This window comes from Actinokineospora spheciospongiae, assembly GCF_003182415.1.
Taxonomy (GTDB): Bacteria; Actinomycetota; Actinomycetes; order Mycobacteriales; family Pseudonocardiaceae; genus Actinokineospora; species Actinokineospora spheciospongiae.
In genome coordinates this window covers 306,169-325,903 of record NZ_QHCP01000006.1, presented here as the reverse complement: position 1 = coordinate 325,903, position 19,735 = coordinate 306,169, and the positions used below count along the sequence as shown (strand labels likewise).

At 74.1% G+C, this 19,735-nt stretch carries 18 protein-coding genes; 11 read left to right on the top strand and 7 right to left on the bottom strand.

Features of this window, described 5'->3' with window-relative positions:
- Positions 1-37: 37 nt before the first annotated feature.
- The 4 genes from DFQ13_RS18940 to DFQ13_RS18925 all read left to right on the top strand — a co-directional run bounded on the left by DFQ13_RS18940 (position 38) and on the right by DFQ13_RS18925 (position 3,084).
- The gene (locus DFQ13_RS18940) at positions 38-436 is read left to right on the top strand and encodes a GntR family transcriptional regulator (protein ID WP_200873343.1); all 399 of its coding nucleotides are present in this window, start codon (positions 38-40) and stop codon (positions 434-436) included.
- A complete protein-coding gene (locus DFQ13_RS18935) occupies positions 433-1,287 on the top strand; it encodes an ATP-binding cassette domain-containing protein (RefSeq protein ID WP_110080753.1) in 855 nt (284 codons plus the stop codon). The genes DFQ13_RS18940 and DFQ13_RS18935 overlap by 4 nt, the downstream gene beginning before the upstream one ends.
- Before the next feature lie 94 nt (positions 1,288-1,381).
- Positions 1,382-2,302, top strand: a complete 921-nt coding sequence (locus tag DFQ13_RS18930) for an alpha/beta fold hydrolase (RefSeq protein WP_110080752.1) — start codon at positions 1,382-1,384, stop codon at positions 2,300-2,302.
- On the top strand, positions 2,296-3,084 hold the full coding sequence (locus DFQ13_RS18925; RefSeq protein WP_052020931.1) for a MerR family transcriptional regulator: 789 nt from the start codon (positions 2,296-2,298) through the stop codon (positions 3,082-3,084). Before DFQ13_RS18930 ends, DFQ13_RS18925 begins: the two co-directional genes overlap by 7 nt.
- 189 nt (positions 3,085-3,273) lie before the next feature.
- On the opposite strand, the gene DFQ13_RS18920 is transcribed toward DFQ13_RS18925, so the two are convergent.
- The 4 genes from DFQ13_RS18920 to DFQ13_RS18905 are packed head-to-tail and all read right to left on the bottom strand — an operon-like array spanning position 3,274 to position 10,086.
- Positions 3,274-4,401, bottom strand: coding sequence for a GAF domain-containing sensor histidine kinase (locus tag DFQ13_RS18920; protein WP_035280565.1), 1,128 nt, complete (start codon positions 4,399-4,401; stop codon positions 3,274-3,276).
- A 13-nt stretch (positions 4,402-4,414) separates the two neighbouring features.
- A complete protein-coding gene (cydC, locus tag DFQ13_RS18915; RefSeq protein WP_110080751.1) occupies positions 4,415-7,600 on the bottom strand; it encodes a thiol reductant ABC exporter subunit CydC in 3,186 nt (1,061 codons plus the stop codon).
- On the bottom strand, positions 7,597-8,604 hold the full coding sequence (gene cydB, locus DFQ13_RS18910; RefSeq protein ID WP_110080750.1) for a cytochrome d ubiquinol oxidase subunit II: 1,008 nt from the start codon (positions 8,602-8,604) through the stop codon (positions 7,597-7,599). Before cydB ends, cydC begins: the two co-directional genes overlap by 4 nt.
- A 9-nt stretch (positions 8,605-8,613) precedes the next feature.
- Positions 8,614-10,086, bottom strand: a complete 1,473-nt coding sequence (locus tag DFQ13_RS18905; RefSeq protein WP_110080749.1) for a cytochrome ubiquinol oxidase subunit I — start codon at positions 10,084-10,086, stop codon at positions 8,614-8,616.
- A 306-nt stretch (positions 10,087-10,392) separates the two neighbouring features.
- Here DFQ13_RS18905 and DFQ13_RS18900 point away from each other — a divergent pair, with 306 nt between their 5' ends.
- Positions 10,393-10,980, top strand: a complete 588-nt coding sequence (locus tag DFQ13_RS18900; protein ID WP_110080748.1) for a TMEM165/GDT1 family protein — start codon at positions 10,393-10,395, stop codon at positions 10,978-10,980.
- Here the strand turns inward: DFQ13_RS18900 and DFQ13_RS18895 are convergent.
- Positions 10,973-11,719 (bottom strand): hypothetical protein, encoded by a 747-nt coding sequence (locus tag DFQ13_RS18895; RefSeq protein WP_110080747.1) that lies wholly within the window; start codon positions 11,717-11,719, stop codon positions 10,973-10,975. The two genes, DFQ13_RS18900 and DFQ13_RS18895, sit on opposite strands and share 8 nt — an antisense overlap.
- A 185-nt stretch (positions 11,720-11,904) precedes the next feature.
- On the opposite strand from DFQ13_RS18895, the gene DFQ13_RS18890 reads away from it, so the two are divergent.
- Entirely contained in the window at positions 11,905-12,498 is a 594-nt protein-coding gene (locus tag DFQ13_RS18890; protein WP_181400041.1) for an HD domain-containing protein, read from the top strand.
- A gap of 351 nt (positions 12,499-12,849) precedes the next feature.
- On the opposite strand, the gene DFQ13_RS18885 is transcribed toward DFQ13_RS18890, so the two are convergent.
- Positions 12,850-14,025 (bottom strand): homogentisate 1,2-dioxygenase, encoded by a 1,176-nt coding sequence (locus tag DFQ13_RS18885; protein WP_110080745.1) that lies wholly within the window; start codon positions 14,023-14,025, stop codon positions 12,850-12,852.
- A 67-nt stretch (positions 14,026-14,092) separates the two neighbouring features.
- Between DFQ13_RS18885 and DFQ13_RS18880 the strand changes: the two genes are divergently transcribed.
- The 3 genes from DFQ13_RS18880 to DFQ13_RS18870 are packed head-to-tail and all read left to right on the top strand — an operon-like array spanning position 14,093 to position 16,832.
- Positions 14,093-14,959 (top strand): hypothetical protein, encoded by an 867-nt coding sequence (locus tag DFQ13_RS18880; RefSeq protein WP_407643180.1) that lies wholly within the window; start codon positions 14,093-14,095, stop codon positions 14,957-14,959.
- Complete coding sequence (gene fahA, locus DFQ13_RS18875; protein ID WP_110080743.1) at positions 14,956-16,155, top strand: fumarylacetoacetase; 1,200 nt, start codon at positions 14,956-14,958, stop codon at positions 16,153-16,155. The genes DFQ13_RS18880 and fahA overlap by 4 nt, the downstream gene beginning before the upstream one ends.
- Complete coding sequence (locus DFQ13_RS18870) at positions 16,155-16,832, top strand: IclR family transcriptional regulator (RefSeq protein ID WP_052020928.1); 678 nt, start codon at positions 16,155-16,157, stop codon at positions 16,830-16,832. Before fahA ends, DFQ13_RS18870 begins: the two co-directional genes overlap by 1 nt.
- A 58-nt stretch (positions 16,833-16,890) precedes the next feature.
- On the opposite strand, the gene DFQ13_RS18865 is transcribed toward DFQ13_RS18870, so the two are convergent.
- Positions 16,891-17,991, bottom strand: a complete 1,101-nt coding sequence (locus DFQ13_RS18865; protein WP_110080742.1) for a hypothetical protein — start codon at positions 17,989-17,991, stop codon at positions 16,891-16,893.
- A gap of 118 nt (positions 17,992-18,109) precedes the next feature.
- On the opposite strand from DFQ13_RS18865, the gene DFQ13_RS18860 reads away from it, so the two are divergent.
- Entirely contained in the window at positions 18,110-18,892 is a 783-nt protein-coding gene (locus tag DFQ13_RS18860) for a DUF2470 domain-containing protein (protein WP_407643179.1), read from the top strand.
- A 25-nt stretch (positions 18,893-18,917) separates the two neighbouring features.
- The gene (locus DFQ13_RS18855) at positions 18,918-19,715 is read left to right on the top strand and encodes a CPBP family intramembrane glutamic endopeptidase (protein WP_233438478.1); all 798 of its coding nucleotides are present in this window, start codon (positions 18,918-18,920) and stop codon (positions 19,713-19,715) included.
- The last annotated feature ends 20 nt before the right edge of the window (positions 19,716-19,735 follow it).

The window sequence follows — 19,735 nt, the reverse complement described above, 5'->3', positions numbered from 1 at the left end:
GCGCGGTGGGGTCCCGGGAGCACCTATGCTGACCGGTGTGATCGAGTTCCGGATCGACCGGCGCTCCGGGGTCTCCACCTACGTGCAGATCGTCCAGCAGGTCAGGCAGGCCATGCGACTGGGGCTGCTGAACCCCGGCGACCGGCTGCCCTCGGCGCGGGAGGTGGTGGAGGCGACCACCGTCAACCCCAACACCGTGCTCAAGGCGTACCGCGAGCTGGAACGGGAAGGGCTGGTGGAGGCCCGCCGCGGCCTGGGCACCTTCGTCACCACGTCGCTGTCCTCCGAGGCCACCACCGGCGACGACGCGCCGCTGCGGCGGGAACTGGCGGGCTGGATGGGCCGCGCCCGGGAGGGCGGCCTCGTCGTCGAGGACGTCGACGCCCTGTATTCCGCGGTCCGCGACGAGCACTACCCCGCTGAGGAACGACCATGAACCCCCTGTCCGCCACCGCCGTGGGCAAGCGCTACCGCACCCGTTGGGCGCTGCGCGAGTGCAGCTTCGCCGTCCCCGAGGGCAAGGTCGTCGCCCTGGTCGGCCCGAACGGCGCGGGCAAGAGCACCCTGCTGCGCATGGCCGCGGGTCTCGTCCGCCCGACGACCGGCGAGCTGAGGACCTTCGACACCCCCACTGACGGCCGCACCCACCCGGACGTCTCGTTCCTGGCGCAGGACCGACCGCTCTACCGCGACCTCACGGTGCGCGAGCTGACCCGCGCCTGCGCGGCCATGAACGACCGCTGGTCCGCCGACCGGGTCCGCGAGGTGCTCGGGCTGCTGGCGGGCGTGGACCGCGACGCGAAGGTCGACACCCTGTCCGCGGGCGCCCGGACCCAGGTGGCCATCGCGATGGCGCTGGGGCGCCTCCCCCGGCTGCTGCTCCTGGACGAACCGCTGTCCGACCTGGACCCGCTGGCCCGCGACGAGACGCTGCGGATCATCATGACCGAGGTCGCCGACCGCGGGACCACGGTGGTGGTGTCCTCGCACCTGCTCAGCGACCTGCGCGAGGTGTGCGACCACCTCCTGCTGGTCGACGGGGGCCGGGTCCAGGTCGACGGCGACATCGAGGAAGTCCTCGCGGAGCACCGCGTCCTGGTCGGCCCGGTGGCCGACGAGTCCGCCGTGGGGGGAACGCTGATCAGCGCGACCCGCACCGGGCGCCAGTCCACCCTGCTGCTGCGGGGGGCCGGGCGGGCACCCGAGGGGTGGGCGGGCACCGAACCCGACCTGGAGTCGCTGGTCATGGGATACCTGCGCGCCTCACGCGAACGGCACCTCCGCTGAGGACCAGCGCGGGTGGTGGAGCGGCGCGGTCGCACGGTGATCGGTGGCGGGAAGGGTTGACCTTGCCCCTGCGTCAGGGTCGGAGCATTGCCGGGTGACGAACAGCAGCACTCCCCCGGCCCGGCTCACCCCGCCGGTCGGGGGTTTCCAGGAGATCAGCGGTCGACGGGTCTTCGCGCACCGGTCGGGCAGCGGCGGACCGGCCGTCGTGTTCCTGGCGGGCGCGGGGGCGGTCGGCCTGGACTACTTCGGGGTCCAGCAGGAGGTTTCCCGGTTCACCACCGCGGTGGTGTACGACCGGGGCGGCACCGGCTACAGCGATCCCCTCCCACTGCCACGGACCGCGGGCGCGGTCGCGGTGGAACTGCGCGAACTGTTGCGCGCCATGGACATCGCCGCCCCGTACGTGCTCGTGCCGCACTCCCTCGGCGGCCTGCACGCGCACCGGTTCGCGCAGTTGTACCCCCGGGACGTGGCCGGGCTGGTCTGGCTGGACGGCCTGCACCGCGACTGGGACGAGTTCATGCCGCCCGAGATGCACCTCGCCGAGACCGAACGGGGAGCGCCTGGCCCGGAGCAGCTCGAACAGATGCGCCCGGCCCTGCGTGAGATGCGTGCCGAACTGCTGGCGGACTACCCGGACCACGTGCGGCAACCGCTGATCGACGCCCACGACAGCGACGGGTGGATTCGGGTCGGCAGCGCCGAGCGCGGCGCGCTGGTCGAACTCGCCGCCGAACTGCGGGCCGGTCCTGACCTCCCCGACGTACCGGTGATCGCGCTCAGCGTCCTGGCCCAGGACGAGACGCGGGACGGCCGCAGGAGGATGGACGCGGCCCTGGTGGGCGCGGTCTCGCACGGGGAGCAGCGCACCCTGTCCGACACCCTCCACCACCGGCTCTGCTTCGACCGCCCCGACGCCGTGGTCCAGGCGATCCGCGACGTCGTCGACCGGGTGGCCCGCCCCAGGACCCGGCACGACCACGTTCCCCGGACCGAAGGCGGACGGTGCTGACGATCGGTCAACTCGCGGCGACCGCGGGCGTGACCGTGCGCACCGTCCGCCACTACCACCACGTCGGCCTGCTGCCCGAACCCGAGCGCGACGCCTCCGGCTACCGCCGCTACAGCGCGCAGGCGGCGGTGGACCTCATCCGCATCAGGACCCTCGCCGACGCAGGCGTTCCCCTCGCCCGCGTCGACGCGTTGCTGCACGCCCAGCCCACCGAGTTCGCGTCGGCCATCGCCGACATCGACGCCGAGTTGCGGCGCAGGGTCGACCGGATCACCGAGTCCCGCCGCCGGATCGCCGACTTGACCAGCGGCGAACGGCTCGTCCTGCCCCCCGAGGTGGTCGCCACCCTGGACCGGATGCGCGACCTCGGGATCAGCGAACAGCGGGTGCGCCTCGAACGCGACTCGTGGATCTTGATGCGGGCCCTGGACCCGGGCGCCGTACCCCAGCGCCTACGGGACAAGAACGCGGACTTCGACGACCCCGAGACGATGCGCCTGTACCGCGCCTGCGACGAATCGGTCGACTGGGACCCGAGCGACCCGCGCCTGGACCGGCTCATCGACGACCTGGACGCGTGGGAGGTCGCCCACGAACGGGACAGCAGACCGGGCAGTCTGCGGCTGATCTCCTCCCGGATCGCCGAGGCGTCACCGGCCTGGCGACGCATCCTCGAAGCCCTCGCCCACCGCGCCGAGCGGCGCCGAACCGCCGATCACGACCTCAGCGCGGGTCCCGCCGCCGGAACCGACGGTTCATCCACGAGCCGAACGGCCGGCTGAGACCGGCCCAGCCTGGGTGGACCGGGGAATGAGCAGCAGTGCGCCGGGATGGCCGGGGCCACTCACCGGGTTCGCGGCCCGGTCCGGCTGCCGCACCACCTCGGGCACACCTCCCCCATCGCGCCCAGGCCGCCGTGACCGCGCCGCGGGGGTTGGACGTTGCGGTGAGCACGAGCGTTGGGCTGGTGTTCAGGCGAGGGGGACTTCCCAGGTGACGGTGGTGCCGCTGCGGGGGCTGGAGCGGACTTCGCAGTGGCCGCCCGCGCTCTCGGCGCGTTCGCGGATGTTCTGCAACCCGCGCTTGGTGATGCCCCGGGGGATGCCGCAGCCGTCGTCGGCGACGGTGAGGCGGAGGGTGGTGGGGGTGCGGCGGAGGTGGACCGCGACGCGCATGGCGCCCGCGTGGCGGACGACGTTGGAGAGGGCTTCGCGGAGGGCGGCCCTGGCGTTGTCGGCGACCGGCACCGGGACGCCGCGGATGTCGCCGGTCAGGTCGAAGGACGGGGTGAAGCCGAGGAGTTCGCGGGCGGTGTCGACCTCGGCCTGGGCTGATTCGGCCAGGTCGGTGGCGGGTTCGTCGGGTTCGGGGTTGCGCAGGGTGCGGACGACCGCGCGGACGTCGGCGATGGCGGTGTCGAGTTGGTCGACGGCTTCGGCGAGGCGGGTGGCGTCGGCCCGGGGGAGTTTGCGGGTGGGGCGGCGGGCGAGGAGGTCCAGTTGCATGCCCGCGGCGTAGAGGCGCTGGATGATCACGTCGTGCAGGTCGCGGGCGATGCGTTCGCGTTCCTCGTAGAGGTCGACGCGGTTGCGGGCGGTGGCGCCCTCGGCGAGGACGAGGACGAGGCCCGCTTGGGCGGCGAACGCGGTCAACATGTCGACTGTGTCGCGTTGGAACGGTTCGGCGCGGCGCTTGCGGTAGACGGTGAGCGCGCCCAGCCTGCTCTCCCTGGTGCCGAAGGGGGCGGCGGCGAAGGGGCCGTAGACGCTCAGCTCCCTGGGGACGTAGGGGGCGGTGCGGGGGTCGGTCGTGACGTCGTCGGCCACGATCGGGACGCCGCCGCGGGCGACTCGGGCCGCCGAGGAGCGGGGGGACAGGACGACGCCGACCGGGTCGGGGTCGCGGGCGCCCGCCGCCGCCTCCACGGTCAGCGAGCCGTCCGGGTTGCCCGCCATGACCAGGCCGAGGTCGGCCTCGGCCAGTTCGGCCGCCGCCCGGACGACGCGGTCCAGCACCGCGGCGGGGTCATCGCCCGCGAGCGCCGCGGTGGCGATCTCGGTTGACGCGGTCAGGGTCCGCGCGGCCAGGGTCGGGTCCATGAGCTTCATCAGGTTAGGCGCTCACCGGGTCCACGACGCGCACCCGACCGTGTGAGACAGCCAGCACCACGTCGGCGGCGGCGGCCTCCTCGGGGTGGTGGGTGATGTGCACGACGGTGCCGGGGTGGGCGGCGACGGCGGCGCGGACGTGCTCGGCGTTCTCCCGGTCCAGGTGGGCGGTGGGCTCGTCGAGCAGCAGCAGGTCCGCCCCGGTGAGCAGGGCGCGGGCCAGGGCGACGCGCTGCGCCTCGCCGCCGGAGAGGGTGGTGGCGGTGGTGTCGAGCGGCAGGTGCAGCCGGACCTTCGCCAGCGCGGCCCGCAGTTGCGCGTCGGTGGCCCCCGGGTCGGCGAGGCGGAGGTTTTCGCGCAGGGTGGTCGAGACCAGCATGGGTTCCTGCGGGCACCACGCCACCGCGTCCGGCCTGCGCACCGTTCCCCGCTCCGCGTCGAGGAACCCGAGCAGCAGCGCCACCAGCGTCGACTTGCCCGCCCCGGACGGTCCGACGACGGCCACCCGCTGCCCCGCGCGTATCGCCAAGTCGACATTTTCCAGCGCGGGTTCGGCCGCCCCCGGCCACCGGGCGGTCACGCCGTCCAAGCGGATGCCGGGGCCGGGGGTCACCGACCGGTCGGTGGGTTCGGGTGCGGGCAGCGCGGTCCGGGCGTGGGCCGCGCGGAGCGGGGCGAGGTTCACCGCCGCCGTGGTCAGCGGCACCAGGGCTTCGGCCAGCGCCAGCGGGATCAGCCCCACGATCGGCACCAGCACCGGGTCGATCCCGGACACCGCCGCCAGCGCGACCCCGACGACGGTTGCCGCCCCCAGGGCGAGCGTGATCACCGCCTGCCCCGCCCCCGCCCCGAACGCCTGGCGCCGGGCGGCGGCGACCAGTGCCCGGTCGGCCACCGCGATCGCGGCCCGCCGCTGCTGCGCCTCGCCGAACGCGAGCAGTTCGGCCGCGGCGGTGAACAGCGTCTGCGTGCCCACCGCGATCCGCCGCTTCCCCGCCGCGAGCGCCCGGCTGGCCCGCCGTTCGGCGAGCACGGCCACCGCGGGTCCGGCGAGCGCGGCCACCGCGACGGCCAGCGCCAGGGCCAGCCCGGCGCCGGGCAGCACCGCCGCCTGCACCGCGACCGCCGCCACCGCCACGCAGCCCGCCACGATCGGCGGCACGAGCACCCGCAGGCCCAGGTCGCGCACGGCGTCGACGTCGTCCACCAGCCGCCGCACCCCCTCGCCCCGGCGCAGGCCGAGCGTGCGGGCGGGGCCGAGCCGCACCAGGTCGGTCCACAGCCGCACCCGCAGACCGGTGGCGATCCGGAACGCCGCGTCGTGGCTGACCAGGCGTTCCAGGTAGCGCAGCCCGGCCCTGGCAAGCCCGAAGAAGCGCACGCCGACCACCGCGACCGACAGCACGAGGATCGGCGGTTGCTGCGACGCCCGCGCGATCAGCCACCCCGACAGCGCCGTCAGCGCCACCCCGCACACCAGCGCCGCCGCCCCCAGCAGCGCCCCGCCGACGAGCCTGCGCGTCACCAGCGACCGCAGCGGCAGCCGGTCCGCCACCCCCTCGACCGCGGGCGCGACCGCCGCCCCCGGCTCCGCGGCGGCCTCCCCGTCCGCCACCCGGTGCGTCGCCAGCAGCACCGCCACCCCGCGTTCAGCAGCCCGCCGCACCGCCCCCATCACGTACGCCGCCGCAGCCGCGTCCAGGTGCGCCGTGGGTTCGTCGAGCACCAGCAGCCGCACCCCCGGTCGGGCCAGCGCCCGCGCCACCGCCACCCGTTGTCGCTCCCCTGTGGACAGTTCGGCGACCGGCCTGCCCAGGGCGTGCGCGATCCCCACCTCGCGCGCCCACTCCGCGGGCACGTCCACCACGTCCGAGGCGAACACCGGCCGCTGCGGCACCCACCCCACCAGCCGCCGCCACGCCTCGACGTCCAACTCCCCCAGCGGAACCCCGTCCACCTCGACGGAACCGCCCGTGGGCGCGACGAACCCCAGCAGCACCCCGAACAGCGTCGACTTCCCGCTGCCGCTCGGCGAGTCCAGCCGCACGACCTCCCCCGGCCGCACGGTCAGCGTCACCCCGTCCGGCGCGAAGCCCTCCCGCCGCCGCACCCGCAGCCCGGTGACCCGCAGCTCGGCGAAGTCCGCCACGGCGACCCCACCCGCGCGCGGCACCTCGGGCACGGCCGCGACCCGGCGGACCGCCTCCAGCCCGTCCTCGCTGGCGTGGTGCGCCGCGCCCGCCGCCCGCAGCGGCAGGTAGCACTCCGGCACCACGACCAGCACGAACAGCCCCACGGCCAGCGACAGGTCCCCCGCGACCAGCCGCAGGCCGATCACCACGGCGACCAGCGCGACCGACAGCGTGGCCACCAGTTCCAGGGCGAACGCCGAGGAGAACGCCACCCGCAGCACGCCGAGGCTGCGCTTGCGGTGCGCCTCGGACACCTCCCGCACGGTCCGCGCCTGCGCTTCCGCGCGCCGGAACGCCGCGAGCACCGGCAGCGCCCCGACCAGCTCCACGAGGTACCCCGATAGCCGTTCCAGCGCCGCCGCGGCCGGTCCGACGCGGTCTTCGGTGTAGCGGCCGATGACGATGGCGAACAGCGGGATCAGCGGCACAGTCAGCGCGACCACCACCGCTGAGGGCCAGTCCACGAACAGGATCACCGCGCCGACGCCCAGCGGCGCCGCGACGGCGGTGACCAGGGCGGGCAGGTACACCGCGAAGTAGTCGTCGAGCGCGTCGAGCCCGCGCGTGGCGAGCGCGGTCAGCTCCCCCGCGCCCCGCTCGGCGATCCACTCCGGACCCGCGGCCAGCGCCCGGTCGAGCACCAGGGCGCGCAGTTCGGCCTTGGCCCCGGCCGCCGCGCGCACGGCCACGACCTGCGTCGCCCAGGACAGCAGGGCCCGCGCGACCACCGCGCCCGCCAGCACGGGCAGCGCCCACGGCGGGAGCCCGGAACCGGTGACGACCCCGGCCACCGCCGCCGCGAGCGCCCACGCCTGCACGAGCACGGCCACCGCCGCCAGCACGGACAGGGCGCCGCACCCCTGAAGCGCCCGCCGTGCCGACGGCGACAGCCCTGGCAGGGCCCCGAGGGGCCCCCGGCGGGCGGCCGGGGGTGGTCCCGACCGCCCACCTCCCCCGGTGTGCCGACTGGCGGGACGGCCGTCACCGGGGGTGCTCATGGCACGTGCACGGGCGGGATGTGCGCCGTGCTCACGCGCTTGCGGAAGACCCAGTACGTCCAGGCCTGGTAGACCAGCACGGCGGGCGTGCCGAACAGGGCGACCCAACTGATGACCTGGAGGGTGTAGGGGCTCGACGCGGTGTCGGCGACGGTCAGCGACCACGCCGGGTCCAGGGTGGAGGGCAGGACGTTCGGGTAGAGCGCGCCGAACAGCGCCACCACCGCGGCGGCGATGACGACCCCCAGCGCGGCGAACGCCTGCCCCTCCCGTCCCCGGCCCAGGCGGTCGAACGCGACCACCCCGGCCGCCGCGGCCACCCCGACCGCGAGCCAGCTCCACCCCGCCCCCGCCTCGAGCTGCGCCAGCACGAGCAGCGCACCCAGCGGCGCCAGCGCCAGCGGCCCGAACCGCAGCGCCAGGTTCCGCGCCCGGTGCCGGATGTCCCCGTCGGTCTTGAGCGACAGGAACACCGCCCCGTGCACCAGGGCGAAGCCGACCAGCGCGACCGCGCCGAGCACGGTTTCCGGCCGCACCGAGGCGAACACCGAGCCCACCCGGTTGCCGTCGGCGTCGAGCGGCAGCCCGAACACGGTCGTCGAGATCAGCAGGCCCACCCCCAGTGCCGGGACCAGCGACCCGGTGAAGATCACCCGGTCCCAGGTCCGCCGCCAGCGGACCGAGTCGACCTTGCCGCGGTACTCGAAGGCCACCCCGCGCCCGATCAGGCCAAGCAGGATCAGCAGCACCGGCAGGTAGGTGGCGCTGAGCAGCGAGGCGTACCAGCCGGGGAAGGCGGCGAAGGTGGCGCCGACGGCCACGATCAGCCACACCTCGTTGCCGTCCCACACCGGTCCGATGGTGTTGACCATGACCCGGCGCTCGGTGTTGTCCTCGGCCAGCACCGGCAGCAGCATCCCGACGCCGAAGTCGAAGCCCTCCAGGAACAGGTAGCCCAGCCAGAGCAGGGCGATGACGCAGAACCAGACGACCGCGAGTTCCACGTGCCCTCCTCAGTAGGCGAACGCGAGCTTGTCGCCCGGCTCGGTGTCGTCGGTGTCCTTCGGCGGCATCACGCCCGCCACGCCCGCCCGGGCGTACCGCCTGATCAGGTAGAACTCCACCCCGGCGAGGACCGCGTAGACGGTGGTCAGCGCGATGAGCGAGGTCAGCACCTCGCCCGCGGTCACCCCGGAGACGCCGCGCGCGGTGAACAGCCACACACCGTCCACACCGGACGGGTTGGGCGCGACCACGAACGGCTGCCTGCCCATCTCGGTGAAGATCCAGCCGAAGCTGTTGCCCACGAACGGGGTCGCGATGCCCGCCAGGGCCAGCCGGGGCAGCCACTTCGAGCGCGGGGTCCGACCCTTGCGGGTGAACCACAGCACGACCGCGCCGGTCAGCGCCGACAGCGCACCGAAGCCGATCATGAACCGGAAGGCCCAGTAGGTGACCGGCAGGTTCGGCACGTAGTCGATCGGCTTGCCCGACAGCTCACCGAGCCGGTCGTCGACCGGGTAGTTGGTGCCGTACGCCTGCTGGTACTCGGCCACGAGCTGGTCGATGCCGCGCACCTCGGTGGTGAAGTCGTTGTGCGCCAGGAAGGACAGCAGCGCGGGCACGGTGATGGACTTGACGCTCTCGCAGTCCGGCCGCGACACGTCGCCCACGGCGAAGATCGAGAAGCTGGCTGGCTGCTCGGTGTGGCACAGCGCCTCGGCGGCGGCCATCTTCATCGGCTGCTGCTCGAACATCAGCTTGCCCTGCGCGTCGCCGCTGACCGCCAGCGCCGCGAACGCGACCAGCCCCACCGCCCCGCCGAGCTTCACCGACGCCCGCCACACGGGCTGGTCCTCGGACTCGCGGCGGCACAGGTGCCAGGTGCCGATGCCGACCAGGAACGCCCCGGCCACCGCGAAGCAGCCCGCGATCGCGTGCGGCACGGCGGTCAGCGCGGTGTTGTTGCCCAGCACCGCCCAGATCGAGGTCAGCCGGGGCCGCCCGTCGACCAGCTCCACCCCCACCGGGTGCTGCATCCACGAGTTCGCCGCCAGGATGAAGTACGCCGAGGCGACCGTGGCCAGTGAGAACGCCCACGCGCAGGCCAGGTGCACCCGCTTGGGCAACCGGTCCCAGCCGAAGATCCACAGCCCCAGGAACGTGGACTCGACGAAGAACGCGACCAGCCCCTCCATCGCCAGCGGCGCCCCGAACACGTCGCCGACGAACCGGGAGTACTCGCTCCAGGACATCCCGAACTGGAACTCCTGCACGATGCCGGTCACCACGCCCATGGCGAAGTTGACCAGCATCAACTTGCCCCAGAACTTGGTCATCCGCAGGTACTTCACGTCGCCGGTGCGCACCCACGCCGTCTGCACGCCCGCGACCAGCACCGCCAGACCGATGGTCAGCGGCACCATCAGGAAGTGGTAGACGGTGGTGATGCCGAACTGCCACCGCGCCAGGTCGAGTACGTCCACACCACACAGGGTCCGCCGGTCCGGGTCCCGATCCCAGGTCTGCGGGTCCCCCTCGCCCGGGACGTAGGTCCCGTGAGCGGGACCACCTGGTGCGGGCGCCCCGATCAGCTATGCTGACCCACGGTTGGAAGGGGAGTAGCCCCCAACGTCCCGATCGACATACTGACCCGGCTCGCCGGGTCCGGTCGGGCGGCCCCGGGAGATCCGAGGCGGGCGAGACCTTCGATCCAGGCACAGCCATGTGCCGGATCGAGGTCGCGCGCGTCCGAGGTCCGGCCTGAAATCAGGTCAGGGGTAAGCGCACCGATGGACGCGGTCGTCGTCAGCACTCTCGTGTCGTTCTGGGTCATCTTCGTCGCCGAACTCGGCGACAAGTCCCAGCTCATGGCACTGACCTTCGCCACCAGGTACCGGGTGTGGCCGGTCCTCGTCGGCATCACCGCCGCCACCACCGTCGTGCACCTGGCCTCGGTCGCCATCGGCCACGGCCTGGGCTCGGCGCTGCCCACCGGCTGGATCAACCTGGCCGCCGCGCTGGCCTTCCTCGCCTTCGGCCTGTGGACGCTGCGCGGCGACGAGCTGACCGAGGACGAGAAGGCCAAGGCGAGCCGGGTCACCAAGTCGGTGGTGATCGCCGTGGGCACCGCGTTCTTCCTGTCCGAACTGGGCGACAAGACCATGCTCGCCACCATCACCCTGGCCACCGACTACGGCTGGTTCGGCGTGTGGCTGGGCTCCACGGTCGGCATGGTCGCCGCCGACGCGCTGGCGATCGTGATCGGCCGGGCCCTGGGCCGCAACCTCCCGGAGAAGGCCATCCGCTACGGCGCGTCGGCCCTGTTCTTCCTCTTCGGCGCCTGGCTGCTGGTGGAGGCGATCACCGAACTCACCTGAGCCCGAGGACCCGGCGGGTGGTCTCGTCGGTCTCGGCCACCCCGCGCCGGATGCCCTCAAGCTGCTCGGCCAGGTCGGTGACCGGGTCGGCCTCGGGGAACGCGGGCGGCGAGGTCGCCAGCTCCACCGCGCGGGCCACCAGACCCGCCAGGCCGATCGCCCCGGACTCAAGCTGGGCCAGCAGCCGGTCGCGGGCGGCGGTGAGCCTGCCGTGCACCTCCCGCTGGTCGCGCACCGAGGCCAGGGACTTGTCCAGCTCGGCGCGCACGTCGTCGGCGCGGGCGTTGGTCTTGGCCGCCCGCAGCCTGCGGTCGTCGGCGGCGAGGGTGCCCAGGTCGACGCGGGCCAGCGCCCGGTGCGTGGCGGTCACCCGGCCCGCGAGGCGGTGCAGGGTGTCGACAGTGCCGTTGACGGTCGCGGTCATGCCCGCCACCTGCTCGGCCAACGGCCCCGGCGGCAGCGACCCGGCGACGTCGGCGAACTCCCGCTCGGCGTCGACGGCGCGGCGCAACCAGCCCGCCTCGTCGCTGAACTGCGCCACCTCCACCACCGGCCGCTGCCGCTCCTCGGGTTCCCGCTCGCGCTTGGAGCGGCCGAACAGGACGACCTTGAGCAGCAGCACCCCCGCGCCGATCCCGGCGGCTGTGGGCGCGGGCAGGTGGGCGGCCCAGGCGGCGCCGCCCGCGACGGTGGCCGCGAGCAGGCCCCAGGGCTCGACCAGGTGCTTCGCGTACCCCATGTCGGCCCCCCGGGAAGTCGCGGGTCCGGGACCCGCGGTGCGGAACCCGACCGATGGTGCCGGCTCGGAGCACCACCGGGGGCGAGATCAGCGGACGACACGTGCTCCCGGCCGCGGTGGCGGGCAGACCGGTCCCCGGTGATCGCGCGGTGCCGCGACCACCGCCGATCGGGTTACCGTGGTCGGTGGCCTCCGCTCTGTTGCACCGCGCTCTCACCGACCCCGGCACCCCACCGCTGCGACCGCTGCCCGAACGCGCCGCCGCGCTCCTGGCGGAGCTGGACGCCCCGCCCCGGCTCGCCGCCCACCTCCGCGCGGTCCACGACGTGGCCCACCAGCTCACCGGCTGGGTCCAGCGGAACCACCCCGGCCTGCCGTTCGACCGCGAGGCGACCCTCTTCGGCGCGGCCGTGCACGACATCGGCAAGACCCTGCACCCCGCCGAGCTGTCCGGCCCCGGCTCCGCGCACGAGGAAGCGGGCTACCGGCTCCTCCTGACCCACGGCGTCCCGGCGGACCTGGCCCGCTTCGCCCGCACCCACGCGACGTGGGCACCGGCCGACACCGGCACCGAGGACCTGCTGGTCAGCCTGGCCGACAAGGTCTGGAAGGCCAAGCGCCTCCCCGACCTGGAGCAACTGGTCGTCAACCGGCTGGCCGCCGCGAGCGGCCAACAGCCGTGGGAGGCCTTCCTGGCCCTCGACGACCACCTCGAAGCCCTCGCCGCGGACGCCGACCACCGCCTGGCGTTCCAGGCGGCCCACCCCATCGCGACCTGACCAGCCCTGACGGACCCACTGGTCAACGGCTTGCAGGAGCCGAACCCCAGAGCCCGCCCCCACACCCGCTCAGCCACCCCGCCAACCACCGGCCACCCGGCCAGCCACGCCGAACAACACCGGCGCAGCGACAGCCAGCCACCCAACGAACCGCCGGCCCGGCTACGGATATGCCCGGGTGGGTGGATGTGCTGGGTAGGGGAAGCGATCATGTGCGAGCCTGCCTGGGCAGTGGGGCACTCTTTTCGCCCCACTCGGTCACACCAGGCACATGATCGCTGTAGGGGCCCCGCCCAAGCAGATCCACCCACCCGGGCGCCACCACAAAAATCCCGGGCTCTGGGAACGTCCCTAGTCCCAGTCCGGGCCCCGGCGGGCCCACGACCAGGCGTAGCGGGGGTCCTCGTGGGTGGTCTCCGGGTCGGCCAGGTCGAGGGGGCGGAAGGTGTCGACCATGACCGCGGTCTCGTCGAAGCGCTCGGCGCCCAGGGATGCCTCGGCGGCGCCGGGCTGCGGGCCGTGGGTGAACCCGGCCGGGTGCAGCGACAGGGAGCCGATGCCGATGCCGGAGCCCTTGCGCGCCTCGTAGTCGCCGCCGACGTAGAACATCAGCTCGTCGGAGTCGACGTTGGCGTGGTTGTAGGGGACCGGGACCGCGTCCGGGTGGTAGTCGACCTTGCGCGGGACGAACGAGCAGACCACGAAGTTCGGGCCCTCGAACGTCTGGTGCACCGGCGGTGGCTGGTGGATTCGGCCGGTGATCGGCTCGAAGTCGCTGATGTGGAACGCCCACGGGTACAGGCAGCCGTCCCAGCCGACCACGTCGAACGGGTGCTGGGCGTAGGTGTAGCGGGTCAGGCCGGAGCGGTGGCGCACCAGCACGTCGACGTCGGTGCCCTCGACCAGCAGGGGTTCGGTGGGGCCGCGCTGGTCGCGCTCGCAGTACGGGGAGTGCTCCAGGAACTGGCCCCGGGTGGACAGGTAGCGCTTGGGCGGGCCGATGTGGCCGGTCGCCTCCACGGTGTAGAGCCGCAGGTCGCCCTCGGGCAGCACGCGGTAGGTGGTGGAGGTGGGGATCACCACGTAGTCGCCGTCGGTGACCGCCAGTGCGCCGTAGATGGTCTCGATGGTGGCGGCGCCGCCCTGGACGTAGAGCAGTTCGTCGCCGACCGCGTTGCGGTAGAGCGGGCTCGGGGCGGCGGCCACGACGAAGGAGATCGTCACGTCCGCGTTGCCCAGCAGGGTGCGCCGCCCGGTGACCGCGTCGGTGCCCGGGGCCCACTCCATTTCCTGGGTGCGCAGGTGCCTCGGCTTGAGGGGGCGGTTGGGCGCCAGCGGGGTCCGGGAGTCGTCGACGGCGACCGCGTCGACGATCGCGGTGGGCGGGTACCGGTGGTACAGCAGCGCGGAATCCGACGAGAAGCCCTCGACGCCCATCAGCTCTTCGGCGTAGAGGGAACCGTCCGGTGAACGGAAGGTTGTGTGCCTCTTGCTGGGGATCTGCCCGACTCGGCGGTAGTAAGGCATAACTCCTCCGGTGTCCGTTAGTCGGACATCTTTGTTCAGTTGCCGGTACGCCACTAGCGTGTCAGCCGTGTCAAGCGCCGTTCCCCTGCCTCCGCCCGGCCCTCGCGGCATTCCGCCCCTGTTCGCGCGGCTTGTCGACGACGCCGCCCTGTTCCCCCCGGGGAACGCCGCCATGCCCGACGCGGTGCGCCTGCACCTCGCCGGGCGGGCGGGCGAGCGCGCGGGCCTGATGGGCCTGTTCCTGTGCCAGGCGTCCCGCCTGCCCGAGCTGATCACCGAGTTGGTGAAGGCGAAACCGGCGAAACCGGTCGCGCTCTCGCTGGTGATCGACACCGGGCTGGGCGGGGTGCCGAAGGCGCTGTCGATCGTCGAGTCGCGGGCCGAGCTGCTCGCGCTGCGGATGGTCGAGATGCCCGCCCCGGCCGACATCGACGACGTCTGGCTGGAGCGGGTCAACGAGTTCGTCCCCGAGGACGTCATCCGGGTCGTGGAGCCCCGCCGCGGCGGGGCCGAGTGGCTGGAGGGCATCCGCCGGGTCGTCGAGCACGGGAGCTGGCCCAAGATCCGCACCGGCGGGCTGAGCCACGAGGCCTTCCCCAGCGTCGACGAGGTCGCCGACTTCCTGTCGGTGATCAGCGCGGGCGAGGCGTCGTTCAAGGCCACCGCGGGCCTGCACAACGCCGTCCGGCACACCGACGGGACCACCGGCTTCACCCACCACGGGTTCCTCAACCTGCTGGTCGCCACGGCCCGGCTGCTCTCCGGCGGCGACGTCCGCGCGGCGCTGTCGGAGACCGACGGCAAGCTGCTGGCCGAGGAGGCGGGCGGGCTCAGCGACCAGGCCGCGCACGCGGTGCGCGCGGTCTTCGGCTCCTACGGCTCCTGCTCGCTGACCGACCCCGCGACCGACCTGGAAGGGCTGGGCCTGCTGTGACGGCCTCCTGGATCGACGACCCGGCGTTCACCGCCGCGTCCCCGTTCGGACCGCAGACGCTGCCCTACGGGGTCGTGGAGACCCCGGACGGGCCCTCGGTGGCGGTGCGGGTGGGCGACCACGCGCTGCCGCTGCGCCCGATCGCGGCCGAGTTCACCCCCGACCTGCGCGAGCTGGTCACCGCGGCATCGCTCGACCCGCTGCTGGCGGCGGGCAGGCCCGCGTGGTCGGTCCTGCGCGCCCGGCTGCGCGAGCTGGTCACGGCCCCCGCCGCCCCGGCGGGCGCGGTCCTGCTGCCGCTCGCGGAGACGACCACGCGGTTGCCGTTCACCGTGGGCGACTACGTGGACTTCTACTCGTCGCGGGACCACGCGGAGAACGTCGGCCGCATCTTCCGCCCGGACGCCGAGCCGCTGCTGCCGAACTGGACGCACCTGCCGGTCGGCTACCACGGCCGGGCGGGCACGGTCGTGGTGTCCGGCACCGACGTGGTCCGCCCGCACGGGCAGCGCCGGGGGGCGGAGGGCCCGGAGTTCGGCCCGAGCACCCGGCTCGACATCGAGGCCGAGATCGGCTTCGTCTGCGGCGGCCCGGTGGCGGGCCGGGTGTCGACCTCGTCGGCCCCGGACCACGTCTTCGGCGTCGCCGTGGTCAACGACTGGTCCGCCCGCGACATCCAGGCCTGGGAGTACGTGCCGCTGGGCCCGTTCCTCGGCAAGTCCTTCGCCACCTCCATCAGCGCCTGGATCACCCCGCTGGAGGCCTTCGCCGCGGCTCGGGTGAGGGTGCCCGACCCCGGCCACCCCCGGCTGGACTACCTGGTCGAGGACCAGAACTGGGGTCTGGACCTGCACCTGGAGGTGGTCTGGAACGGCACCGTCGTCTCCCGCCCGGACTTCGCGGGCATGGCCTACTCGTGCGCCCAGCAGCTCGCGCACATGACGGTCAACGGCGCCACCGTCCGCCCCGGCGACCTGTTCGCCTCCGGCACCGTCTCCGGCCCGGAGAAGCGCCAGCGCGGCTCGTTCCTGGAGCTGAGCTGGAGCGGCGCGGAGCCGATCACCCTCGACGACGGCAGCACCCGCACCTTCCTGGAGGACGGCGACACGGTGACGATCACCGCCACCGCCCCCGGCCCGGACGGTTCGGTCGTCGGCCTCGCCGAGGTCACCGGCACCGTGGTGGCAGCACCCTGATGCCCGGCATCCGGTCCACCGGCCCCGCGCCGCGCCCGACCCCGGCGGCGGGGAAGGAGAGTTCGCTGACCCTGGACCGGGGCCTGGCCCTGCTGCAGGCGGTGGCGGACGCGGACACCGAGGCGCCCACCATCAGCGACCTCGCCGTGGCCATCGGCGCCAGCCGGGCCGCGGTCTACCGGCTCCTGGTGCCGTTGCAGGCCCGCGGCCTGGTCCGGCGCGAGGGGTCGAAGGTGCGCCTGGGCCTGGGCCTGCTGCAACTGGCGGCGAAGGTCGCGCCCCAGTTGCGGGTGGCCGCCCTGCCCGCCCTGCGGGAGCTGGCCGAGGCCGTGGGCGCCACCGCGCACCTGACCGTCGCCGACGGGGACGAGGCGCAGGCCGTGGCGGTCGTCGAACCGTCGTGGACGACCTACCACGTGGCCTACCGGGTGGGCACCCGCCACGCGCTGCACCGGGGCGCGGCCGGGCGGGCGATCGGCCTGCGCGCCGAGGAGGCCCCGTGGACGGGGAGCACCGGCGAGCTGCAACCGGGCGCCCACGGCGTCGCGGCCCCGGTGCGCGGCGTCCTGGGCCTGCGGGCCAGCGTGGGCGTGGTCAGCCTCGATCCGATGGACGCCGAGGCGGTCGGCCCCGCCGTGGTGGAGGCGGCCCGGCTCATCGCCGAGGCGCTGCGCTGAAGAAATCCGCGCTGAGGAAATCCGCGCTGAGCGAACCCCCACCGGGCAACAGGTCCGGTCACGGCCCGAACCGGGCGAGGTTCAGGTACGGGTACCCGGGCAGCCCGGCGACGGCCTCCGCCCCGGGCGCGGGCACCCCCGCCACCCACAGCTTGCCGGTCCCGGCCACGTTCGCCCGCAGAGCCTGACTGGCCCGCGGCAGCGTCACCGGCACGGTCCGCCCGGCCACGACGGCCTGCGCGGTCACCGTCCGCGGCCCACCGTCGACAGCGGACTCCGCCAGCGTCGCGGGGACCGGCGTCCAGCCGCCGACGCCGAGCATCCGGTCCACCTTCGCCCAGTAGCGGACCTTCCGGACCCGCCAGGCCAGCAGCCCGGCGAGCAGCAGCGTCGCCAGCAGCACGAACAGCGTCAGCTCCAGCAGCTCCCCGGCGAAGTCCCGCCCGAGCAGGTCGGCGATGACCACCCCGGCGAACACCAGCAGGACGGTCGGGGCGATCAGCTCGGTGCGCGAGCGCCGCCGCGGTCCCGCGATCAGCCGCGACACCACCGCGTCCGCCGCGGCGACCGGTGCCCGCACCGGGGCGGGCTGCGCCACCTCGACCTCGTACCCCGAGGCGACGTCCGCCGCCGTCACCCGAGCCGCGCCCAGCGGCAGCGCCAGCCCCGAGGACCGCAGCGCGACCCAGCCGCCCGCGTCCGGTCCCACCAGCCACACCCGACCCGTGCGGGCGAAGACCTGCTGCACCGCCCAGGGCAGCGCGACGGCCACCAGCGCGTGCCGCGTGCCGTCCGGTTCGGTCACCAGCAGCGGTGTCCTCCCCCGGGCGGGTCGGAACACGGTGACCGCCGCCCGCCGCCACGGCTGCTCCGCGAGGAGCCTGGCCGCGGGCCGCAACCACATCCCGTACAGGTGGGCGGTGAGCAGGGAGGCGATCACGAACGCCAGGGCCGCGATGGTCAGCACGGCCACGACCAGCCAGGACACCCCCGCCGCGGCCAGCCAGGCGGCGGGGGCGCCGAAGGCCAGGGCGGTGGCGGGCAGGGCGAACAGCGGCAGCCGCAGCGCCCGCAGCGCCCGCCCGGTGACCCCATCGGACAGTGCCGGGACGTCCGTGGGCGGTTCGACCGCGGGCGCCTCCCGTTGCGTCGCGCTCATCAACCCTCCACCCTGGTGCGGTGTCTCGGCAGCGTAACCAGTTGGTGGGATGTGCGGACACCACCTTTCGCGGAGGCAGCCCAGCAAGTTAGGGTTACCTAACCCAGGAGGTGTGCCAGTGAGCAGAGCAGACGCCCCGCGGCCCCCGGCACCACAACCCCCCGAGCGCGCCAGGACCATGGCCGCCCTCGGTGGTCGGGCCACCCTCGTCCCCGCGGGAGACCCCACCCGCACCGACCGCTTCACCCCGCTGGTCCACCACGTGCACGCCGACGCCTCGGTGAGCGTCCTGCTGCCCGACGACCACGAGCTGGTCGCCACCGCCTGGCAGGCGCCGCGCGGCGAACTGGCCACCATGGTGGAACTGGCCGACCCGGCGCCGGTCCCGCTGCGCGAGTCCATCCGCGGTCTGCTGTGGATCACCGGCTGGCTCCGCGCCCTGTCCGACGACGAGGCCCGCGCCCTGGCCGTGGCGGTCGCCGCCGACCGGCCGGACCCGCGGCTGCTGGACCTCGGCCACGGCGCCGCCCTGCTCAAGCTCGTCCCGGCCTCCCTGGTCCTGGCCGACGGGGAAGGCACCCACCCGGTGCCGCTCGACGCCTTCGCCGCCGCCGAGCCCGACCCGTTCGCCGCCCAGGAGGCGGGCTGGCTGCGGCACCTGGAGGTCTCCCACACCGACGTGGTGGGCGCCCTGGTGCGGCACCTGCCGGAGGAGTTGCGCGGCGGCCACGTCCGCCCGCTGGGCCTGGACCGCTTCGGCCTGCGGCTGCGGGTGGAGGCGACGGACGCCGACCACGACGTGCGGCTCGCGTTCTCCCGCCCGGTGGGCACCCCCGCCGAGCTGAGCACCGAGCTGCGCAGGCTGGTCGGCTGCCCCTTCCTGGCCGCGCAGCGCACCTGACCGCGGCCCCGGGTAGCTTCGCCGGGTGCGAGCCTGGTTCTTCCCCCCGCGCCCGGACCGGTGGCTGGTCGACGACCCTCGAGAACGGCGCCTCATCCGCGTCGAGCTGCTCATCGTCTTCGCCATCACCCTCGGGCTCACCGGCCTGAGCAGCCTGCTGTCCCTGGTCGACTCGCTCTTGCAGCCGGTGGCGCTGAGCAGGCAGACGGTGGCGATCAACGTCCCGCAGGCCGACCTGGGTGTGCTGGACCTGCTCAAGCAACTGGTCGGCGTCATCCGGCTGACGGCGTGGGGCGCGCTGGGCGTGTACCTGCTGCACCGGGCGGGCTTCGCCCTTGCGGCAATCGGGTTGGACGCGTCCCGAAAGATGCGGGACGCCCTGGGCGGGTTGGGCTTGGCCGCCCTCATCGGCATCCCCGGCCTGGGGTTCTACCTGCTCGCCTACGGCCTGGGCATCAACCTCGCCGTGGCACCGACGACCCTGAACGACGCCTGGTGGCGCCCGGTCGTGCTGGTCCTGCTCGCCATCGGCAACGCGTGGGCCGAGGAGGCGCTGGTCGTCGGCTACCTGATCACCCGGCTGCGGCAGCTCGGCCAGAGCGAGAACCGCTCCCTGGTCGTGGCGGCGGTCCTGCGCGGCTCCTACCACCTCTACCAGGGTTTCGGCGGGTTCCTGGGCAACGTGGTGATGGGTCTGGTCTTCGGCCGCGCCTGGCAGCGGACGAACCGCCTCTGGCCCCTGGTGATCGCGCACGCCCTGATCGACGTGGTCGCCTTCGTCGGCTACGCCGCGCTGCGCGACGAGGTCTCCTGGCTCCCCTGATCCAGCGGAACAGCCCTCGT